14 protein-coding genes and 1 pseudogene are annotated in these 18,455 nt (G+C 64.9%); 7 read left to right on the top strand and 8 right to left on the bottom strand.

The window, feature by feature from the left end:
• From MHM97_RS18255 to MHM97_RS18235, 5 genes and pseudogenes are all read right to left on the bottom strand, one after another.
• Positions 1 to 160: pseudogene (locus tag MHM97_RS18255) on the bottom strand (Re/Si-specific NAD(P)(+) transhydrogenase subunit alpha); the annotation flags it as partial.
• A 348-nt stretch (positions 161 to 508) separates the two neighbouring features.
• On the bottom strand, positions 509 to 1,285 hold the full coding sequence (locus MHM97_RS18250) for a gamma-glutamyl-gamma-aminobutyrate hydrolase family protein (RefSeq protein ID WP_370645759.1): 777 nt from the start codon (positions 1,283 to 1,285) through the stop codon (positions 509 to 511).
• Positions 1,286 to 1,562: 277 nt separating this feature from the next.
• Positions 1,563 to 1,988, bottom strand: coding sequence for a GlcG/HbpS family heme-binding protein (locus MHM97_RS18245; protein ID WP_239324133.1), 426 nt, complete (start codon positions 1,986 to 1,988; stop codon positions 1,563 to 1,565).
• Between the two features lie 62 nt (positions 1,989 to 2,050).
• Complete coding sequence (locus MHM97_RS18240) at positions 2,051 to 4,180, bottom strand: malate synthase G (protein ID WP_239324131.1); 2,130 nt, start codon at positions 4,178 to 4,180, stop codon at positions 2,051 to 2,053.
• A gap of 292 nt (positions 4,181 to 4,472) precedes the next feature.
• Positions 4,473 to 4,691, bottom strand: coding sequence for a hypothetical protein (locus tag MHM97_RS18235; RefSeq protein ID WP_239324129.1), 219 nt, complete (start codon positions 4,689 to 4,691; stop codon positions 4,473 to 4,475).
• Between the two features lie 122 nt (positions 4,692 to 4,813).
• Between MHM97_RS18235 and pepN the strand changes: the two genes are divergently transcribed.
• The 3 genes from pepN (at position 4,814) to MHM97_RS18220 (ending at position 9,352) form a co-directional block, all read left to right on the top strand.
• A complete protein-coding gene (gene pepN, locus MHM97_RS18230; RefSeq protein WP_239324127.1) occupies positions 4,814 to 7,378 on the top strand; it encodes an aminopeptidase N in 2,565 nt (854 codons plus the stop codon).
• Complete coding sequence (locus MHM97_RS18225; RefSeq protein WP_239324125.1) at positions 7,371 to 7,823, top strand: hypothetical protein; 453 nt, start codon at positions 7,371 to 7,373, stop codon at positions 7,821 to 7,823. The genes pepN and MHM97_RS18225 overlap by 8 nt, the downstream gene beginning before the upstream one ends.
• Before the next feature lie 191 nt (positions 7,824 to 8,014).
• Positions 8,015 to 9,352: a hypothetical protein gene (locus tag MHM97_RS18220; RefSeq protein WP_239324123.1), complete on the top strand. Its 1,338-nt coding sequence runs from the start codon at positions 8,015 to 8,017 to the stop codon at positions 9,350 to 9,352.
• A gap of 73 nt (positions 9,353 to 9,425) precedes the next feature.
• Here the strand turns inward: MHM97_RS18220 and MHM97_RS18215 are convergent, their stop codons facing one another.
• Entirely contained in the window at positions 9,426 to 11,774 is a 2,349-nt protein-coding gene (locus tag MHM97_RS18215) for a Tex family protein (RefSeq protein ID WP_239324121.1), read from the bottom strand.
• 292 nt (positions 11,775 to 12,066) lie between these two features.
• Here MHM97_RS18215 and gatB point away from each other — a divergent pair, with 292 nt between their 5' ends.
• Positions 12,067 to 13,575, top strand: coding sequence for an Asp-tRNA(Asn)/Glu-tRNA(Gln) amidotransferase subunit GatB (gatB, locus tag MHM97_RS18210; protein ID WP_239324119.1), 1,509 nt, complete (start codon positions 12,067 to 12,069; stop codon positions 13,573 to 13,575).
• A gap of 144 nt (positions 13,576 to 13,719) precedes the next feature.
• On the opposite strand, the gene MHM97_RS18205 is transcribed toward gatB, so the two are convergent.
• On the bottom strand, positions 13,720 to 15,378 hold the full coding sequence (locus MHM97_RS18205) for a hypothetical protein (protein WP_239324117.1): 1,659 nt from the start codon (positions 15,376 to 15,378) through the stop codon (positions 13,720 to 13,722).
• A gap of 59 nt (positions 15,379 to 15,437) precedes the next feature.
• Between MHM97_RS18205 and pepT the strand changes: the two genes are divergently transcribed.
• Entirely contained in the window at positions 15,438 to 16,682 is a 1,245-nt protein-coding gene (gene pepT / locus MHM97_RS18200) for a peptidase T (RefSeq protein WP_239324115.1), read from the top strand.
• Positions 16,683 to 16,758: 76 nt separating this feature from the next.
• Positions 16,759 to 17,334, top strand: a complete 576-nt coding sequence (locus MHM97_RS18195) for a DUF4177 domain-containing protein (protein WP_239324113.1) — start codon at positions 16,759 to 16,761, stop codon at positions 17,332 to 17,334.
• 50 nt (positions 17,335 to 17,384) lie between these two features.
• Here the strand turns inward: MHM97_RS18195 and MHM97_RS18190 are convergent, their stop codons facing one another.
• A complete protein-coding gene (locus MHM97_RS18190) occupies positions 17,385 to 17,639 on the bottom strand; it encodes a BolA family protein (RefSeq protein WP_239324112.1) in 255 nt (84 codons plus the stop codon).
• A 117-nt stretch (positions 17,640 to 17,756) separates the two neighbouring features.
• Between MHM97_RS18190 and MHM97_RS18185 the strand changes: the two genes are divergently transcribed.
• Positions 17,757 to 18,383 carry a DnaJ domain-containing protein gene (locus MHM97_RS18185; protein ID WP_239324110.1) on the top strand — a complete coding sequence of 209 codons (627 nt, stop codon included), beginning with the start codon at positions 17,757 to 17,759 and terminating at the stop codon, positions 18,381 to 18,383.
• Positions 18,384 to 18,455: the final 72 nt, after the last annotated feature.

Genomic DNA, 18,455 nt, shown 5'->3' with positions numbered 1-18,455 from the left:
CGGCCTCGGCATAGGCCGCATCGGTAAACCCCGCAGCCTCACCCGCGCCAGCCTCGATACAGCACTCAAACCCCAGCTTCTGAAGATCACGCGCCGACAATGGCGTCATCGCTACGCGCGACTCGCCCTCGGCTATCTCTTTTGGTGTGCCTATTTTCACCAGTCGTCCCCCTGTCTGCACCGACCACGGCGGTCAGGTGCGCACGTTTCGCAAATACACTGCATAAGGTGCGCAAGAATGTTGCGCAAGCTTTTCGCTGCGTCGCGGCACACCTTCGGCGGTCCCCACGGGTGCAGGGCCGACAGGCCTCAACCGCCGCGCACGCGCGCTCAAAGCAACAGATGTTCCGGCGAATGAAAAGCATGGATCACGAGAATTTTTGCCGATTGCGACAAAACAACCGCGTTTTCCGTCACCCTGCGCAAGAATCTCGCCAAAATGTCTTTCTGCATTTGCCAAAGAGACGCCTTGGCACAGCTGGCCCGTTGTGCTCGTCGCAGCGCCCCCTCAGGCAGAGCGTTGCAGAGCCGCCGGGCGGGTGCCCCCGGCCCAGGCCCGCGCGGCCTCTCCGAAGGCTTCGAACAAGGGGCGCGAGACCGGATCCTCACCAGCGCGATATTCCGGGTGCCATTGCACGGCGAGGCTGAACCCGGGCGCGTCCTTGACATATATCGCTTCCGGGGTGCCATCCTCGGCCTGTCCTTCGACCACGATGCGCGCCCCCGGTGTCTTGATCCCCTGCCCGTGCAGCGTGTTGGTCATGACCTCGCGCGCGCCAAGCAGGCGATGGAACAGGCCGCCCTCGACCAGGGTCACCGGGTGCCGCAGGGCGAACTTCTCCTCGATGCTGCCATCCGGCGGCATGCGGTGGTTCATCCGGCCCGGCAGGTCGCGGATCTCGGGATAGAGCGTGCCGCCCATGGCCACGTTGACCTCCTGAAAGCCGCGACAGATCCCGAAAAACGGCTGGCCCCGCTCCACGCAGGCCCGCACCAGCGGCAGGGTGATGGCATCGCGGGCGCGGTCGAAATCGCCATGCGCTTCGGTCGGGTCCTCACCATACTCCTCCGGGTGCACGTTGGGACGCCCGCCGGTCAGCAGAAACCCGTCAAAGCTCTCCAGCAGTTCCGCAACGCTGACATAGCGCGGGTCGGTGGGGATCAGCAGCGGCAGACAGCCGGACACATTCGCCACCGCATCCGAGTTCATGGTGCCGCCCGCATGGGTCGGGTATTGATCGTTCATCAGGTAGGAATTGCCGATAATGCCGACTTTGGGGCGCACGCTGGAAGTCTCCGGAACAAATGGACGCTATTGGATCAGAGGTCACGGTAGCGTGACCGCCCATCAGCGCGCAACTCTTTAGCGTGGCGCAAGCCCCTGTTCACTGGTGCACAGGGGCGACAGATCACAAAAACAGCAGCAGGCGCCGCCTCCCGTCCATACATAAGGGCTGCGGCAATGCGGTGATGCTGCCTTCTCGCCCCAAGGGCGGGCAAAGGGCTGTTCCAGGCGTATGCCCCGAAGCAGCCCCGTGTTTTCAATCCGACAGGTGTGCGGCTCAGATCTCGGCAGTGAGACCTGCGGCCTCGACACCTGCCTTGGCCGCCACCGCGTCATTGTCGGAGGTATCGCCGGTCACGCCGACGGCGCCGATCACCGCGCCGGTGTCATCGCGCACCAAGACGCCGCCCGGCACCGGCACAACCTGTCCCCCGTAGACACCGTTCACCGCTGCCATGAAATAGGCCTGCTGTTCGGCCCGGGCCATCTGCGCGGTGCCGGCCATGCCCAGCATCACCGCGCCATAGGCCTTGCCCTGGGCGATCCCGAACCGGCCCGGCGCGGCGCCATCCTCGCGTTCAAACGCCAGCACATGGCCGCCCGCATCCAGCACCACGACGGAGAGCGGCTTCAGGTTCATGTCACGGCCCTTGGCGCGGGCGGTCTCGATGATGGTGCGGGCCTGGTCAAGAGAGAGGCTCATATCTGCAAATCCTTGGTCGAGAAGAAGAAAGGCCGGGGAAACTCCCCGGCCTCGAAACCATGTCAGCCTTGCGCCTTCAGTTCAAGGCGGCGGGCGTGCAGCACCGGTTCGGTATAGCCCGAGGGCTGGATACGGCCCTTGAACACCAGATCGCAGGCGGCCTGAAAGGCGACACCATCAAAGCCCGGTGCCATCGCGCGATAGCTGGGATCAGAGGCATTCTGACCATCCACCACCGCGGCCATCTTCTGCATCGCGGCCATCACCTGCTGTTCGGACACCACGCCGTGGTGCAGCCAGTTGGCCAGCGCCTGGCTGGAGATCCGGCAGGTGGCGCGGTCTTCCATCAGCCCGACATCGTTGATGTCCGGCACCTTGGAACAGCCGACGCCCTGATCCACCCAGCGCACGACATAGCCGAGGATGCCCTGGGCGTTGTTCTCGATCTCGCGGGCGATGTCCTCCTCCGACAGGTTCTGGCCGTCCATCACCGGGATGGTCAGCAGATCGTCAAGCGTGCCACGCGCGCCGCCCGCCTTCAGCGCGTCCTGACGGGCCAGCACATCCACCTTGTGGTAATGGGTCGCGTGCAGGGTCGCGGCGGTGGGCGACGGCACCCAGGCACAGGTGGCGCCGGATTGCGGGTGGCCGATCTTGGCCTCCAGCATCTCGCCCATGCGGTCGGGCATCGCCCACATGCCCTTGCCGATCTGGGCCCGGCCCTTCAGCCCGCAGGCCAGACCGATGTCGACGTTGCGATCCTCGTAGGAGGCAATCCAGGCGGTGCCCTTCATTTCGCCCTTCCGCAGCATCGGTCCCGCCTCCATCGAGGTGTGGATCTCGTCGCCGGTGCGGTCCAGGAAGCCGGTGTTAATGAAGGCAACGCGGGATTTTGCGGCGCGGATGCATTCCTTGAGGTTGGCGCTGGTGCGGCGCTCTTCGTCCATGATGCCGATCTTGACGGTGTTGCGCGGCAGGCCCAGCGCGTCCTCGACATGGTCAAAGATCTTCACCGCAAAGGCGACCTCTTCCGGCCCGTGCATCTTGGGCTTCACCACATAGACAGAGCCGTGCAGCGAATTGCCGCCCTCCGCCTTGAGGTCGTGCATGGCGCAGAGCACCGTGATCATCGCATCGAGGAAGCCTTCGCCGGCCTCGCGCCCGTCGCTGTCCAGCACCGCCGGGTTGGTCATCAGATGGCCAACGTTGCGCACCAACAGCAGCGAGCGCCCCTTGAGCGTGGCCTCTGCGCCGGTGGGCGTCTTGTAGGCCACATCCTCGTTCAGCACCCGGGTGAAGCTCTTGCCGCCCTTGGTGACGTCTTCGGCGAGGTCACGCTTCATCAGGCCCAGCCAGTTGGAATAGGCGGTGACCTTGTCCTCGGCGTCGACGCAGGCGACGGAGTCCTCGCAGTCCATGATGGTGGAGAGCGCCGATTCCAGCGTGATGTCATTGATCCCTGCGGCGTCATCCTTGCCGATGTTGCCTGCGGCGTCGATCTCAAGGATCGCGTGCAGCCCGTTGTTTTTCAACACAATACGTGTCGGGGCACCCGTGTCGCCGACATAGCCCGCGAACTGGCTGGCGTCTTTCAGCGCCGGAACCAAAGCGCCATCCTCGACCCGCAGGCCGGAAATATCGGACCAGGAGCCGCTCGCCAGCGGGAAGGTCTCATCGAGGAAACCACGCCCCCAGGCGATCACCCGCGCGCCGCGCGCGGCGTCATAGCCCTTGCCGGTGGGCAGATCGCCCATCGCATCGGTGCCATAAAGCGCATCATAGAGGCTGCCCCAGCGCGCGTTGGCCGCGTTCAGGGCAAAGCGCGCATTGGTGATCGGCACCACCAGCTGCGGTCCCGGCACATGCGCGATCTCTGGGTCCACATGGGTGGTCTCCACCTCGAAATCCGCGCCTTCGGGCACCAGATAGCCGATCTCCTGAAGAAACGCCTTGTAGGCCGCTGCGTCATGCGGCTGACCGCGGCGCTCCAGATGCCAGGCGTCGATCTTGCCCTGGATCGCCTCGCGCTTGGCCAGCAGGGCGCGGTTCTCGTCGCCCATGCCGTTCACCAGCCCGGACAGGCCCGCCCAGAACGCATCCGCGCTGACACCGGTGCCCGGCAGGGCCTTGTCCTCGACAAAGGCCGCCAGAGCGGAAGCCACCTGAAGTCCATTCCGTTCGATCCGACTCATTTTCCTGCTCCTCTCGGCGGTACACAATTGCATGCCGCGTGATACGGGAAAAGTTTCCGATCAGCAACAAATCCGACACTCAGGAAATGCGAACGCATCTTCTCGTTTTTCAAGAAAGTGTTCCGGGATTTCCGATTTCATCCCTCCTGACCGGCGGCATGGGACAGGGCCGGGGCAAAACTGGCGAGGTGTTCGCAGCCTCCCCGCCCCGGCCCCTGTCGCGCTGCCGGACCACCCGGCGCGCGCAGCCAGGCGGGGCGGCGGCCGATCATGCGGAGGTGGTGCGGGCCTCTTATTCGCCCGCAGTGCCCGCTGTCCCGGCTGTATCATCGGTTGATGTCTCCACGTCGCCGCCAAGCAGGGGGTGCCCGTCATCGGTCAGATCGTCGGCAAACCCGAACAGGGCCAGCCCCAGAACGATCAGCGCCAACAGAGCCACCAGCCAATACAGCCCGTAACGGCGCTGGCGCACTTCCTTGCGGGTGGTCATCGGGGTCTCTGCATCGGACATGATACTCTCCTTTTTGAACAAAGAGACGAAGGGCGCTTGCCCGACTGTCTCCGGTTGCATACCTCTGGTGAACAACGCACGCGCCCCGGCGCAGGTTCCCAGAAATCGCGAAGGATGTATCCATGAAAGACGCCGCCCCAAGCACCGAGCCCGAGACCTTCTACCTGAAGGACTACACCCCCTTCGGCTATGTGGTGGAGAGCGTCGAACTGGTCTTTCGCCTCGCGCCGGAGGCCACGCGCGTGCTGTCGAAAATCCGGTTCGCGCCCCGGGGCGATGCGCAGGATCGGCGGTTTTTCCTGCATGGTGAGCAGCTTAAGCTGATCTCTTCACGTATTGATGGCACCGACGTCACCCCCGAAGTCACCGATACGGGCCTCACCTGCGACGTGCCCGACCGCCCCTTCACCTGGGAGGCCGAGGTGGAGATCAACCCCAAGGCCAATACCGCGCTCGAAGGGCTCTATATGTCCAACGGCATGTATTGCACCCAATGCGAGGCCGAAGGGTTTCGCAAGATCACCTACTACCCCGACCGCCCCGACGTGATGGCCACCTTCAGCGTGCGCATCGAAGGTGCGGAAAAGGTGATGCTGTCCAACGGCAACCCGGTGGATGCAGGCAGCGGCTTTGCCGAATGGCACGATCCCTGGCCCAAACCGGCCTATCTCTTTGCCCTGGTGGCCGGTGATCTGCTCAACCATTCCGACCGCTTCACCACCCGCTCGGGCAAGGAGGTTCTGCTCAACATCTGGGTGCGTCCGGGCGATGAACACAAATGCGATTTCGGCATGGAGGCGCTGAAAAAGTCGATGACCTGGGACGAGGAGGTCTATGGCCGCGAATACGACCTGGACGTGTTCAATATCGTCGCCGTGGATGACTTCAACATGGGCGCGATGGAGAACAAGGGCTTGAACATTTTCAACTCGTCCTGCGTCCTGGCCAGCCCTGAGACCTCAACTGATTCCAATTTTGAGAGAATTGAGGCGATTATCGCCCATGAGTATTTTCACAACTGGACCGGCAACCGGATCACCTGCCGCGACTGGTTCCAGCTCTGCCTGAAGGAGGGTCTGACGGTCTATCGCGACGCCCAGTTCACCGCCGACATGCGCTCCGCCCCGGTGAAGCGGATCGAGGATGCGATCGACCTGCGCGCCCGTCAGTTCCCCGAGGACAACGGCCCCCTCGCCCACCCGGTGCGCCCCGAGTCATTCCAGGAGATCAACAACTTCTACACCGCCACCGTCTACGAAAAGGGCGCCGAGGTGATCGGCATGCTGAAACGGCTGGTCGGGGATGACGCCTACTACACCGCGCTTGACCTCTATTTCGACCGTCACGACGGGCAGGCCTGCACCATCGAGGACTGGATCAAGGTGTTCGAGGACAGCACCGGCCGCGACCTGGGGCAGTTCAAGAACTGGTACAGCCAGGCCGGCACCCCGCGCCTGTCGGTAGAGGACAGCTATGACGACGGCAGCTACACGCTGACCTTCCGCCAGACCACGCCGCCGACGCCCGGTCAGGACCACAAGGACCCGAAGGTGATCCCGATCGCCGTGGGGCTACTTGGCCCCGATGGTGACGAGGTGGTCCCGACAACGGTGCTGGAGATGACGGAGGCCGAACAGAGCTTCCGCTTTGACGGGCTGTCGGCCCGCCCGATCCCCTCGATCCTGCGGGACTTCTCGGCGCCGGTGATCCTGGCCCGCGACACCTCGGCGCAGGAACGGGCCTTCCTGCTGGCCCACGACACCGATCCGTTCAACCGCTGGGAGGCGGGCCGCGAATTGGCCAAGGCCTCGCGCATCGCCATGGTGACCGAGGGCGCAAGCCCCGATGCGCAGTATCTGGAGGCGCTGCAATCGCTGGTGCGCGACGACACGCTGGACCCGGCCTTTCGCGCGCTGGTGCTGACACCGCCCAGCGAGAGCGAGATCGCCCAGGCACTGGCCGACCGCGGCGTGACCCCCGACCCGGATGCGATCCACGACGCCGCCGAGACCTTTGCCCAGACGCTTGCCCAGAGCCTCTCGGACAGCCTGCCGCGGCTGTTCTCGGCCACCCAGGTCGAAGGCCCCTACCAACCAGAGGCCAGGGACGCCGGCCTGCGGGCGCTGAACGGTCGGCTGCTGGCGCTGCTGACCCGTATCGACGGGGGCGATGCCGCCGCCAAGCAGTTCGAGCTGGCCGACAATATGACCGTTCAGAACACCGCCCTCGCCTGCCTGCTGAAGGCCGAGAAGGGCGACACCCAGAGCCAGGCGTTCTTTGACCAATGGCAGGACGACCGGCTGGTGATGGACAAATGGTTCGCCTTGCAGGTGGCCACCGCCCGCCCCGACCGCGCGCCCGCGGTGGCGGCAGAGCTGACCCGGCATCCGCTGTTCACCATCCGGAACCCCAACCGGTTCCGCGCGGTGATGGGGGCGCTGTCGATGAACCACGCCGGGTTCCATCAGGCCGACGGCAGCGGCTATCAGCTGCTGGCGGATCAGCTGATCGCGCTCGACCCGCTGAACCCGCAAACCACCGCCCGCATGTGCACCGCTTTCCAGACCTGGAAACGCTATGATGCGGAGCGCCAGGCAAAGATCCTGACCGCGCTGGAGCGGATCAAGTCCACCGAGGGGCTCAGCCGCGACACCAACGAGATGGTCAGCCGGATTCTCGATGCCTGACCGCGGTGCCCCTGCCCCGGGCGTGTTCCGCTTCTGTCGGGACGCGCGATCGGCCGGAACGGTTCTGGTGATCGCCGGCTGGGCCGGGGTGGTGGCCGCGCTCTGGCTGTTGTTCGAGGCGCGCGGCTGGATTGTCGCGCTCCTCGCCCTGCCGCTCCTGCCCTCGCTGTGGGAGCTGTGGCGCAATCCCGAAGCCTGGTTCGAACTCACCGCCGACCGCCTGCGCTGGACCTCTGCACGCAGCACCGCCGACATCGCGCTGGCGGAAATCGACCATGTGCTGCTGGTCACGCGCTGGGATTTCTCCATCCGCGCGACGGTTCACACCCGCATCGGCACCCATCACCGCCTCCCGGCCGAAGTGACGCCAAAGGCCACGGCCCTCGAAGACGCGCTGACGCAGCGCGGGATTGCGGTGAAAAGACAGCATTTTACTGTTCTCTGAGACGCATCAATCGGCCGGAATTCGCCAGCATTTCCCGGGCCTTCGGCAAAATGCCGCGCTTTTGCCGCCATTTACTGACCTGACGCCGGAATTGATCCGGCGAACACCCCCTCGCTGCCATGTTTGCGCCCCAAAGCTTTCCGACAGTCGGACCCAGACCAAAGACTGCTGCACATATCTGGGACCAGCTGATGCCACTTTCTGCACCACCGGCAAAAGACGGTTTGAAAAAGGCGCTTCGCCTCATCTCGACGCGCCTGCCGCCTCTGCGATCCCCCGGCGGGATTCGCCTGCCGCACCTGCCGCTGCCGCGCGCCCTTGCTGCGGGCGCGACCGACGCGGCCGAGGCAACAGCCCCGCTCAGCCTCGAGGATGTGCTCTCGATCCCGGTGCCGGCGACCAATGCCGAGGATGAGGCCGCCGATGCCGCCATCGCCAAGGGGCAGTTCCTGGCCCGTCAGGAACTGTGGGAAGACGCCGAGGCACGGATCATCGCGGCGGACACCGCCCGCGATGCCACCCCCGGCGGCACGCCGATTGCCGATCTCCTCGCCTACGGGGCGCGGGCCGACGTGGTCAACGCGGTGGAACACGCGCTGTCCGAGGGGCTGCCGCTGACCGAGCGTGTCACCCTGGACGGCATCATGTCGCTGGAGCGCATGCGGCTGGAATGCGCCCGCACGCCGGTGATGTCCACGGTGGTGGCGCTGGCGCATCTCGATATTTCCTGGGCCTGTCGCCGCGCGGCCAGGCGCAAGGTGAACCGGCAGCGCAGCGCCATCCTGTCCCGCGCCGAAGCGCATCAGAGCCGCGCCCGGGCCCTGCTGGAGCAGCTGCCCGACGAGGCCGCCCAACAGCCCTTTGTCGCCGCCGCGCGCTGTGCGCTCTACAGCGCAGGCGGCGCGGCGGAGCCACGGCAGATCGCCGATGACTATATCGACCTGATCCGGCTCGATCCCTGCAACCCCCGCCATCAGCGCGCGCTTGGCACGCATTTGGCCGAGCAGGGCACACACGGGCTGTCGGCGCTGGAGCTCGAAGCCCGCCGCGTCGCCGCGGTGGTCCAGGATCACTGGGGTGCGGCGGGATATGCCTGGGTCTATTTCGACGCCCTGGCCCAGTCCGACGCCGCCTGCCTCGGGGTCGATGTGGCGTTTTTCCTCGATGGGATTGCCGACATCGTTGCCCGCGCACCCAGCCAGGATCGCATCAACCTGATGTCGGCCTATTGCAGCATCGCACTGAAGCCGCGCCCCAACAGCCCCCCCGAGGTGGCACAGGTGCGGGCGCAGATCGCCGAGGCCGCCCATTGGCTGATCCGGGACCACCTGCGCGAGTTGCACCCGATGATCTGGGCCCATGCCTCGGCCGGCTTTGACAATGACGCGCCGGTGCGTTCGCTACGCCAGTTCGCCGAACGGGGCCGCATGGACGCGATGCGCGCCATCGCCGATCTGTTTCGCGACGAGATCGAAGCCGGCTACCGGGTGGTGTTCACCGCCGATGGCCCCGAGGTCACACCCGGCTAACCGGAGAGGCCTCGGTCGGGCTTGAGGGGGCGGCGGGCGGCGCGCGACAGCACGCACGCAGGCCGCCGCGCCGCTATTTCTTCTTGAACGCATCCATCAGGGCCGCGCCCAGCGCCCCGGTGTCATTGCCCGGTTTACCGCCCTTTGGTGCCGCGGACATCTTGCCCCTTGGCGCCTGCGCACCGCGCCCCCTGGGGCCGCCCTTGCTGTCGCTCTTGGCGGGACCGCGGGCATTGCGGTCGTCCCGGGCCGAAGCGCCGCCATCCTTTTTCATGGTGAGACCGATGCGCTTGCGCGGCACATCCACCTCGACCACGGTAACCTTCACCACCTGGCCGGTTTTCACGATCTCATGCGGGTCCTTGACGAATTTGTCGGCCAGCTGGCTCACATGCACCAACCCGTCCTGATGCACGCCGATGTCGACAAAGGCGCCAAAGGCGGCAACATTGGTCACCGTGCCTTCCAGCACCATGCCGGGCTTGAGGTCGGTGATCTCCTCCACCCCATCGGTAAAGCTCGCGGTCACGAAAGAGGGGCGCGGGTCGCGGCCCGGTTTTTCCAATTCGGCAAAGATGTCGCGCACCGTCGGCAGGCCGACATCGCCAGAGACAAAGGTCTCGGCGCGCACCGATTTCAACGCCGACCCATCGCCCATGATCTGGCGGATGTCACGCCCGCAGGCGGCGACGATCCTGCGCGCAACATCATAGCTTTCGGGGTGCACCGCAGAAGCATCCAGCGGCTCCTTGCCGCCCTGAATGCGCAGAAAACCCGCACATTGCTCAAACGCCTTGGGGCCGAGGCGCGCGACTTTCAGCAGCTCCCTGCGGGTGGCAAAGGCGCCGTTGATGTCGCGATGGGCCACGATGGCTTCGGCCAGACCGGGGCCGAGGCCCGAGACATGCGCCAGGAGCGGCGCTGAGGCCATGTTGAGGTCCACGCCCACCGCGTTCACCACATCCTCGATCACCGCCTCCAGCGATTTGGAGAGTTTGTGCTGGTCCACGTCATGCTGGTACTGGCCGACGCCGATGCTCTTGGGTTCGATCTTGACCAGTTCCGCCAGCGGATCCTGCAGGCGCCGCGCGATCGAGACCGCCCCACGCAAGGACACGTCCAGATCGGGGAACTCCCGCGCCGCCAGTTCGGACGCGGAATAGACCGAAGCACCGGCCTCAGACACCACCACCTTGGTCGGGGCTTTCACCTTGGCGGGCAGGTTCTTGATGACCTCGGCCACCATACGTTCGGTTTCGCGGCTGGCGGTGCCATTGCCAATCGCGATCAGCTCAACGCCATGTTCCGCAATCAGCTTCAGGATGGAGACCTGCGCCCCGCGCAGATCGTTTTTGGGTTGAAACGGGTACAGGGTCTCGGTGGCCACCAGTTTGCCGGTGGCGTCAACCACCGCCGCCTTGACGCCGGTGCGAATGCCCGGGTCCAACCCGAGAGTCGGTCGCGCACCGGCCGGCGCTGCAAAGAGCAAGTCCTTGAGATTGCGCGCAAAGACAGCGATCGCCTCGTCCTGCGCCCGCGTGCGCAGATCGCCCATCAGCTCCAGCATCATCGACAGCGACAGTTTCACCCGCCAGGTCCAGCCTGCCACCTTGCGCAACCATTTGTCCCCCGGGGCACTGCCGCGCACATTCAGCACCGCCGCGACCATCTCCTCGGCCCGCGCCACGCCGTCGTCGCCCGGGGGCGCGATGTCCAGCGTCAGCACGCCTTCGTTCGAGCCCCGCAGCATCGCCAGCGCCCGGTGCGACGGCGTGGTTTTCCAGGCCTCGGAATGCTCGAAATAGTCCGAGAATTTCGCCCCCGCCTGTTCCTGACCCTCGACCACCTTGGCGCTCAGCACCGCCTCGGATTGCATATAGGTCCGCAGCCGCCCCAACAGATCGGCGTTCTCGGTCAGACGTTCGGTCAGAATGTCACGCGCGCCATTGAGGGCCGTTTTGGTATCGGCAACCGCCTCGGACAGATAGCCCGCCGCCAGCGCCTCGGGGTCGGCTGCGCGATCCGCCAGAATCGCATCCAGCAGCGGCTCCAGCCCGTTTTCCCGCGCGATCATCGCCTTGGTGCGGCGCTTGGGCTTGTAGGGCAGATAGATGTCTTCCAGCTGCGCCTTGGTCTCCGCCTTGGCGATGGAGGCCGCCAGATCATCCGTCAGCTTGTCCTGCGACCGGATCGACTCGAGGATGGCCGCACGGCGTTTCTCCATCTCGCGCAGATACTCCAGCCGCTCCGACAGGGTGCGCAGCTGGGTGTCGTCCAGCCCGCCGGTGACCTCCTTGCGATAGCGCGCGATGAAGGGCACGGTGGCGCCTTCGTCCAGCAGCGCCACGGCGGCGCTGACCTGTTTGGCGCTGGCGCTGATTTCACCGGCGATGGTCTGGCTGATGCGTGCGGATGTGTCCAAGGCGGCCTCCTTTTGAACTGCTCGGGCTGCCACTTCTAGCCCTGCCGGCACACGCCGCCAAGAGGCTGAATCGCCGCCAAGCCATCCTTCGCTGAGGGCCGCGCACGTCCGCGGGCGGAAGCGAGGCGCCCGCCCATGGGGGCGGACGGGCGCTGCCCGGGCTTACAGCCCGTGCAAAAGTGGAAATATCGACCCGGCTCCCGGTTTCATGTACCCCCTGCCCCCTTGCCCCCTGCCGCCCGCGGGCCTAGAACGCTGTGCAGACACAGATATACGGATACGGCGGAAAACCATGCTCGACCTGACATATGAACTCCCCAAGCCCAAGGTGATCGCGGGCGCCAAGCATGACTGGGAACTGGTCATCGGCATGGAGGTGCATGCCCAGGTCAGCTCCAATGCCAAGCTCTTCTCGGGGGCCTCGACCCAATTCGGCGCCGAGCCGAACGCCAACGTCGCCTTTGTGGATGCGGCTATGCCCGGCATGCTGCCGGTGATCAACGAATATTGCGTCGAACAGGCGGTGCGCACGGGCCTCGGCCTCAAGGCCGACATCAACCTCTGGTCCGCCTTTGACCGCAAGAACTACTTCTACCCCGACCTGCCGCAGGGCTATCAGATCTCGCAGCTCTACCACCCCATCGTGGGCGAGGGCGAGGTGCTGGTTGAACTTGGCGACGGCACCGCCCGCACCGTGCGGATCGAGCGTATCCACATGGAGCAGGACGCCGGCAAGTCGATCCACGACATGGACCCGTCGATGTCCTTCGTGGACCTGAACCGCACCGGCGTGTGCCTGATGGAGATCGTCTCGCGCCCGGACATCCGTGGCCCCGAGGAAGCCGCCGCCTATATCGCCAAGCTGCGCCAGATCATGCGTTACCTTGGCACCTGCGACGGCAACATGCAGAACGGCAACCTGCGCGCCGATGTGAACGTCTCCATCTGCCGCCCCGGTCAGTATGAGAAGTATCAGGAAACCCAGGATTTCTCCCATCTCGGCACCCGTTGCGAGATCAAGAACATGAACTCCATGCGCTTTATCCAGCAGGCGATCGAGGTCGAGGCCCGGCGTCAGATCGCCATCGTCGAGGCAGGCGGCGAAGTGGAGCAGGAAACCCGGCTTTATGATCCGGACAAGGGCGAAACCCGCTCGATGCGCTCCAAGGAAGAGGCGCATGACTACCGCTATTTCCCCGACCCGGATCTGCTGCCGCTGGAGATCGAACAGGATTGGGTCGACGGCATCAAATCCGCCCTGCCCGAGCTGCCGGACGAGAAGAAAGCCCGCTTCATCAAGGACTTCGGCCTGACCGATTATGACGCCTCCGTGCTGACCGCCGATGTGGAGAGCGCCAATTACTTCGACGCCGTGGCCGAGGGCCGCAGCGGCAAGCTGGCCGCAAACTGGATCATCAACGAACTCTTCGGCCGCCTCAAGAAGGACGACAAGGAGATCACCGAAAGCCCGGTATCGCCCGCACAGCTCGGCAGCATCATCGACCTGATCGCAGCCGACACCATCTCCGGCAAGATGGCCAAGGAGCTGTTCGAGATCGTCTATACCGAAGGCGGCGACCCGGCGGTCATCGTCGAAGAGCGCGGCATGAAGCAGGTGACCGACACCGGCGCCATCGAGGCCGCGCTGGACGAGATCATCGCCGCCAACCCCGCCCAAGTGGAAAAGGCCAAGGTCAACCCAAAGCTCGCCGGCTGGTTCGTCGGCCAGGTGATGAAAGCCACCGGCGGTCAGGCCAACCCCAAGGCTGTGAACGAGCTGGTCGCCAAGAAACTGAGCTGAGGCTCGGGGACAGATCGAAACCAAGGGCGGCCCATGGGTCGCCCTTTTGCGCTCTAGAGCATAGGGCAGCGCTCGCCCGAGGTGGGGGCAAAGCCCCCGCCTGGGGGGCGGGCGGGGGCTGCCCGGCCTATCGTCCGGGCGACCTCACCAATCAAGCGCCCATTGCACCAGGCCTTCGATCCCTTCTTTAAGTTTCTTTTTCGCAACGCCCGATATCACCTGTCCGACAGCCATACGCGGGGCCGCAGATTGCTCCCAATACAGTCGAAGTGACACAGCAACCTGAGCCATCCGGTAGTCGATATCTCTGCGAATCTGGCTCTTGATCGCGGAGTTTCCTGCAATAAACTCCCGCTGGATCATACCGTCGAGGTCATCCAACAGTTTTTCAAAAACAGCAATCGCTTCCGGCGCCATGGGAACACGACTATCCGCCGTGTCCTCCTTGATCTGCGCCAATCCGCGCCGGAGATCTTCCATCAGATCCGCAAGCCGTGTCTCGTCCGATGATCGAATATCACGCAGAGCACCAAAGCGCAGCAAAGTGGCCGAGAAATGACTGTGGATCAGGTCCAGCAGATTTTGCACCGTCCGCTGAAACGGGATGTTCAGCGGGCCAAGCTCCGCTACAGTTTCCGAATTCTGCGCGTAGCCCTGTAAAATTTCCCCACAATCAATAATCCAGCCCACATTGAGTTGGGTGAGCTGCCGTGCCTTGGAGGTCTCCGTCAGCACCTCTTCAAAGTAGGTCAGGATGCCGCCTGCTCCTTGAAGGGAGCGTCCCTCCCGGTCAACTGCGCGCATAAATGTCTCGATTTCATGCCTTTGTTGGTCCATGCCAGCCACGAAATCCGAAACCGCGTCGGGATCTTTGAGATGCTTCAGGTCCTCTGCGAAGGGCAGCAGCTCCATCAAGTGACGGATGTCGTTGAAACCGAATTGCCCCAGCGCAGCACGCAGCAATGTGGTTGCCTCGCCCTGCGTCTCAGTTGAAATACGATAGCTGTGCTTTTCCTCAAGCTTTTCAATCACCCCCGCTACATGCTCCGCGCCCTTGTCCCAATCCCCGGGGGCAATCAAGGCGATGTCCTGCATCAACTGCCAATGGCTCCGCCAGTCACCCGTCAGCGGGCGGCCCGCAAGCACGGCCTCATACCAGCGGATCCAAAAGCTGTAGCCGGGATTGGCCTGCATCCAGGTCCGACCGCTGGTCCAAGAGGTTGCAATCTTGTCGGGGATCTCTTCCGGCCACAGGGGCAGCGTCAGCAGGTCGCCCCCGAGATCAATTCCCTGAATATCTTGACGGAGAAGACTCATAATTTCGGCGGAGGCGGCGTAGGCGGAGGCGGCGTAGGCGGCGTCGGCGGCGGAGGCGGCGTCGGTGGCGGCGTCGGCGGCGGCGTAGGCGGCGGGGGCGGCGTCGGCCTCGTCGGCGGCGGCGTAGGCGTAGGCGGCGGAGGCGGCGGCGTAATCGCCGGCGTCGGCGGCGGCGTTTCTGATATCCGGGGTTGGCATTCTGCCCGCAACCCCGGATATCAACATGCTGCGCAATGACGGTAAGGGTGTCACATCACCTGTGCGCGCCCAGTCCTGCCGCATCGCCGCAGCCCAGATCGGAAACACCCGCAGCGCGCAGCGTGTCGCCAAAGTGACCGCAACCTCATGGCGCCGATCCTCTGGCAGCGCCTCCAGCCACGCCTTAAAACTCTCGCGATCTACAATCTCTTCAACGTGAACCATCGCCCGCACAAAACCGTCCGCATCCAATCCCGCTACCCTGCCCCAGTCCTGCGTCCCCAGCAAGGGCGCTTGACCTCTCCGCGCCCCTCGGCAATCTTGCCGCCATCAGCAGGAGCTTATGGATGACCACGCCTTTCACGGACGCGCTCGAAGCCCGTCTTACCCGCTATGCCGCCATCGACAGCCAGAGCGATGAAACCTCCGACAGCACCCCCAGCACCGCACTCCAGTTCGACATGCTGCACCTGTTGCGGGACGAGCTGACCGCGATGGGGGCGCAGGATGTCACCCTCACGGAGTATGGCACCGTGCTCGCCACCATCCCCGGCACCACGCAGGGCCCCACGGTGGGCTTCCTCGCCCATGTGGACACCGCGCCGCAGTTCAATGCGACCGGCGTCAAACCGCGCGTCATCAAGGGCTACAACGGCGGCGACATCAGCTTTCCCGACGACCCCGACCTGGTGCTCTCCCCCGCCGAACACCCTTATCTGGCGACGAAGATCGGCCACGACCTGATCACCGCCTCCGGCACCACGCTGCTGGGTGCCGATGACAAGGCCGGCGTCGCCATCATCATGACCATGGCCGAACACCTGCTGCAAAACCCCGGTGCCCCCCGCCCGCCGATCCGCATCGCCTTCACGCCCGACGAGGAAATCGGCCGTGGCGTGCAGCCACAGCTGGAACAGGACCTGGGGGCAGATTTTGCCTATACGCTCGATGGTGGCAGAGTGGGCGAGGTCGAATATGAAAGCTTTTCTGCCGACCGCGCCGTGGTGAAAATCACCGGCGTGTCGATCCACCCCGGCTTTGCCAAGGAAAAGATGGTCAACGCCATCCACCTCGCCTCCAAGATCATCCAGACCCTGCCGCAGGCCACGATGACGCCGGAAACCACCGACGATCGCGAGGGGTTCATCCACGCCACCGACATGCTGGGCGGCTCCTCCGAGATGGAGCTCCGCTTCATCCTGCGCGATTTCGAACTGGACGGGCTGGAGGCCAAGGGCGCGCTGCTGCGCCGCGTCTGCGATGCGATCGCCGCGACCGAGCCGCGGGCGGAGATCACCTGCGAGATCACGCCGCAATACCGCAACATGCGCTACTGGCTGGAACAGGACATGACCCCGGTCGAACTTGCCCATGCCGCCTGCCGCGATATCGGGCTGGAGCCGGTCTCGGTGCCGATCCGCGGTGGCACCGACGGCTCCCGGCTGACAGAGTTCGGCACGCCGACGCCGAATCTCTTTACCGGCATGCAATGCATCCATGGCCCCTTGGAGTGGATCTCGGTTCAGGATATGTCGCTGGCGACGCAGATGTGCCTGAAGCTGGCAGCGCGCGCCGCTGCCGTGCCAAAGTGACAGATGCCTCTGATCTTCTTTCTCTCCGCCCCGCACAGCTGCTAGGCTGGTGTCGTGGGCCGCATAGGAACATGTGATGCAGAACTACGAGTATAAGGTCGTCCCCGCCCCCAATCGCGGCAAGAAGGCCCGCGGTGTCAAAACACCGGAGGCCCGCTTTGCCAACGGAATTGAGGGCATGCTGAACGAGATGGCCGCACAGGGCTGGGAGTTTCAGCGCGCCGAGATGCTGCCCAGCGAAGAGCGGTCGGGCCTCACCGGGACCAAGACCACCTGGCGCAATATCCTGGTGTTTCGCCGCGCCCTTGCCGCCCCCGGCGTGGCAGAGCCCACGCCCGTCGCCGCGGCGGATCCCACACCTGCCGCCGACGCAACAGCCGAGGCCGCGGCCCCCGCAGCCACGTCAGAACCGGACGCGCAGCGGATTGCCGAGACGCCGCGGGTCTCCCTGCCCGATGCCCAGCACGCCCCGGAACCGGCGCCGCTGACGGCGATCGCCGGCGACCCCGAGGCCCCGCCCGAAGCGGTCCCTGTGCCCGGTCCCGGCGCGCGCCGCATGGTTGCCGACGACGGGGTCGAGGAACTGAGCCCGGTGTCGGGCCTCACGGCGGCGCTCAAGGCCCGCGCCAGCCGCGGCAAACCGCAGGACTGAGCCCCGATGATGACGGACCGGCCACCGCGCGGGCGGCCGGTCCCCGTGCCTTAAGCGCCGATGTCCAGTGCCAGGGCGTGGATTCGCGGCACGATGTCGCCCAGCGCCTTGTGAACGGCGCGATGCTGCGCCACCCGGGTCATGCCCTCAAAGGCCTCCGCCCGGATCAGCACGTTAAAATGGCTTTCGCCTTTGCCGTCGTGCCCGGCATGCCCGATATGGCTGTCGCTGTCGTCCACAACCTCCAAGCGACTGGGCGCAAAGGTCTTCTCCAGGGTTTCTTCGATTTCGTCTCTTACGCTCATTGCAGCGTCACTCCGCCTGTTGTTCATAAAACTGTGCCCGCCCCCCTTTTATCTCTCGACCGTTAGACTAAACTGCTGCCTCCGAGTCGAACAGATGCGTCTAGAAGGTGCTCCCGCATGACCAAATCCGATCCCTTTGGCTTCGATATGTCCATTCGCTCCGCGAAAAAGAAAAATCCGCGCGGGCGGCGGAGCATGTCCGGCGCCTCGGAAACCTCCGTGCGGGTCTGCGATCACCCCGGCTGCGAAGAGCCCGGAAAGTTCCGCGCCCCCAAGGCCCCCGATGTGCTCGACGACTTCTACTGGTTCTGCCAGCAGCATGTGCGCGAGTACAACCAGAAATGGAACTTCTTCGAAGGCACCACCGAGGCGGAGATGAATGCCCAGGCCTCCAAGGACAAGGTCTGGGAACGCACCACCAAGCCGCTGGGCGACCCCGAAGCCCGCGCCTGGGCGCGTCTGGGCATCGAGGACCCGCATCAGGTGCTGGGTCAGAATGCGACCAAGAACCCGGGCAAGAACGGCCAGTCCGCCGGTCGCCGCCTGCCCCCCACCGAACGCCGCGCGCTGGAGATCCTCGAAGCCAAGGACGACTGGTCCAAGGCCGAGATCCGCAAGGCCTACAAGAAGCTCATCAAGGTGCTGCACCCGGATATGAACGGCGGCGACCGCAGCCAGGAAGAGCAGTTGCAAGAGGTCATGTGGGCCTGGGATCAGGTCAAGGACAGCCGCAGCTTCAAATAAGGCGACCGCCGGCAGCCCCCGCGCCCGGGGCGCTGTCTCGGGTCGCTGTTCGGCCCTTCCCGACACGGCTCT

Origin of the sequence: Epibacterium sp. Ofav1-8 (assembly GCF_022348185.1) — a bacterium.
Classification (GTDB): Bacteria; Pseudomonadota; Alphaproteobacteria; order Rhodobacterales; family Rhodobacteraceae; genus Epibacterium.
Note: the sequence above shows the minus strand (reverse complement) of the source record. Positions and strands in the feature narration are given on the sequence as shown.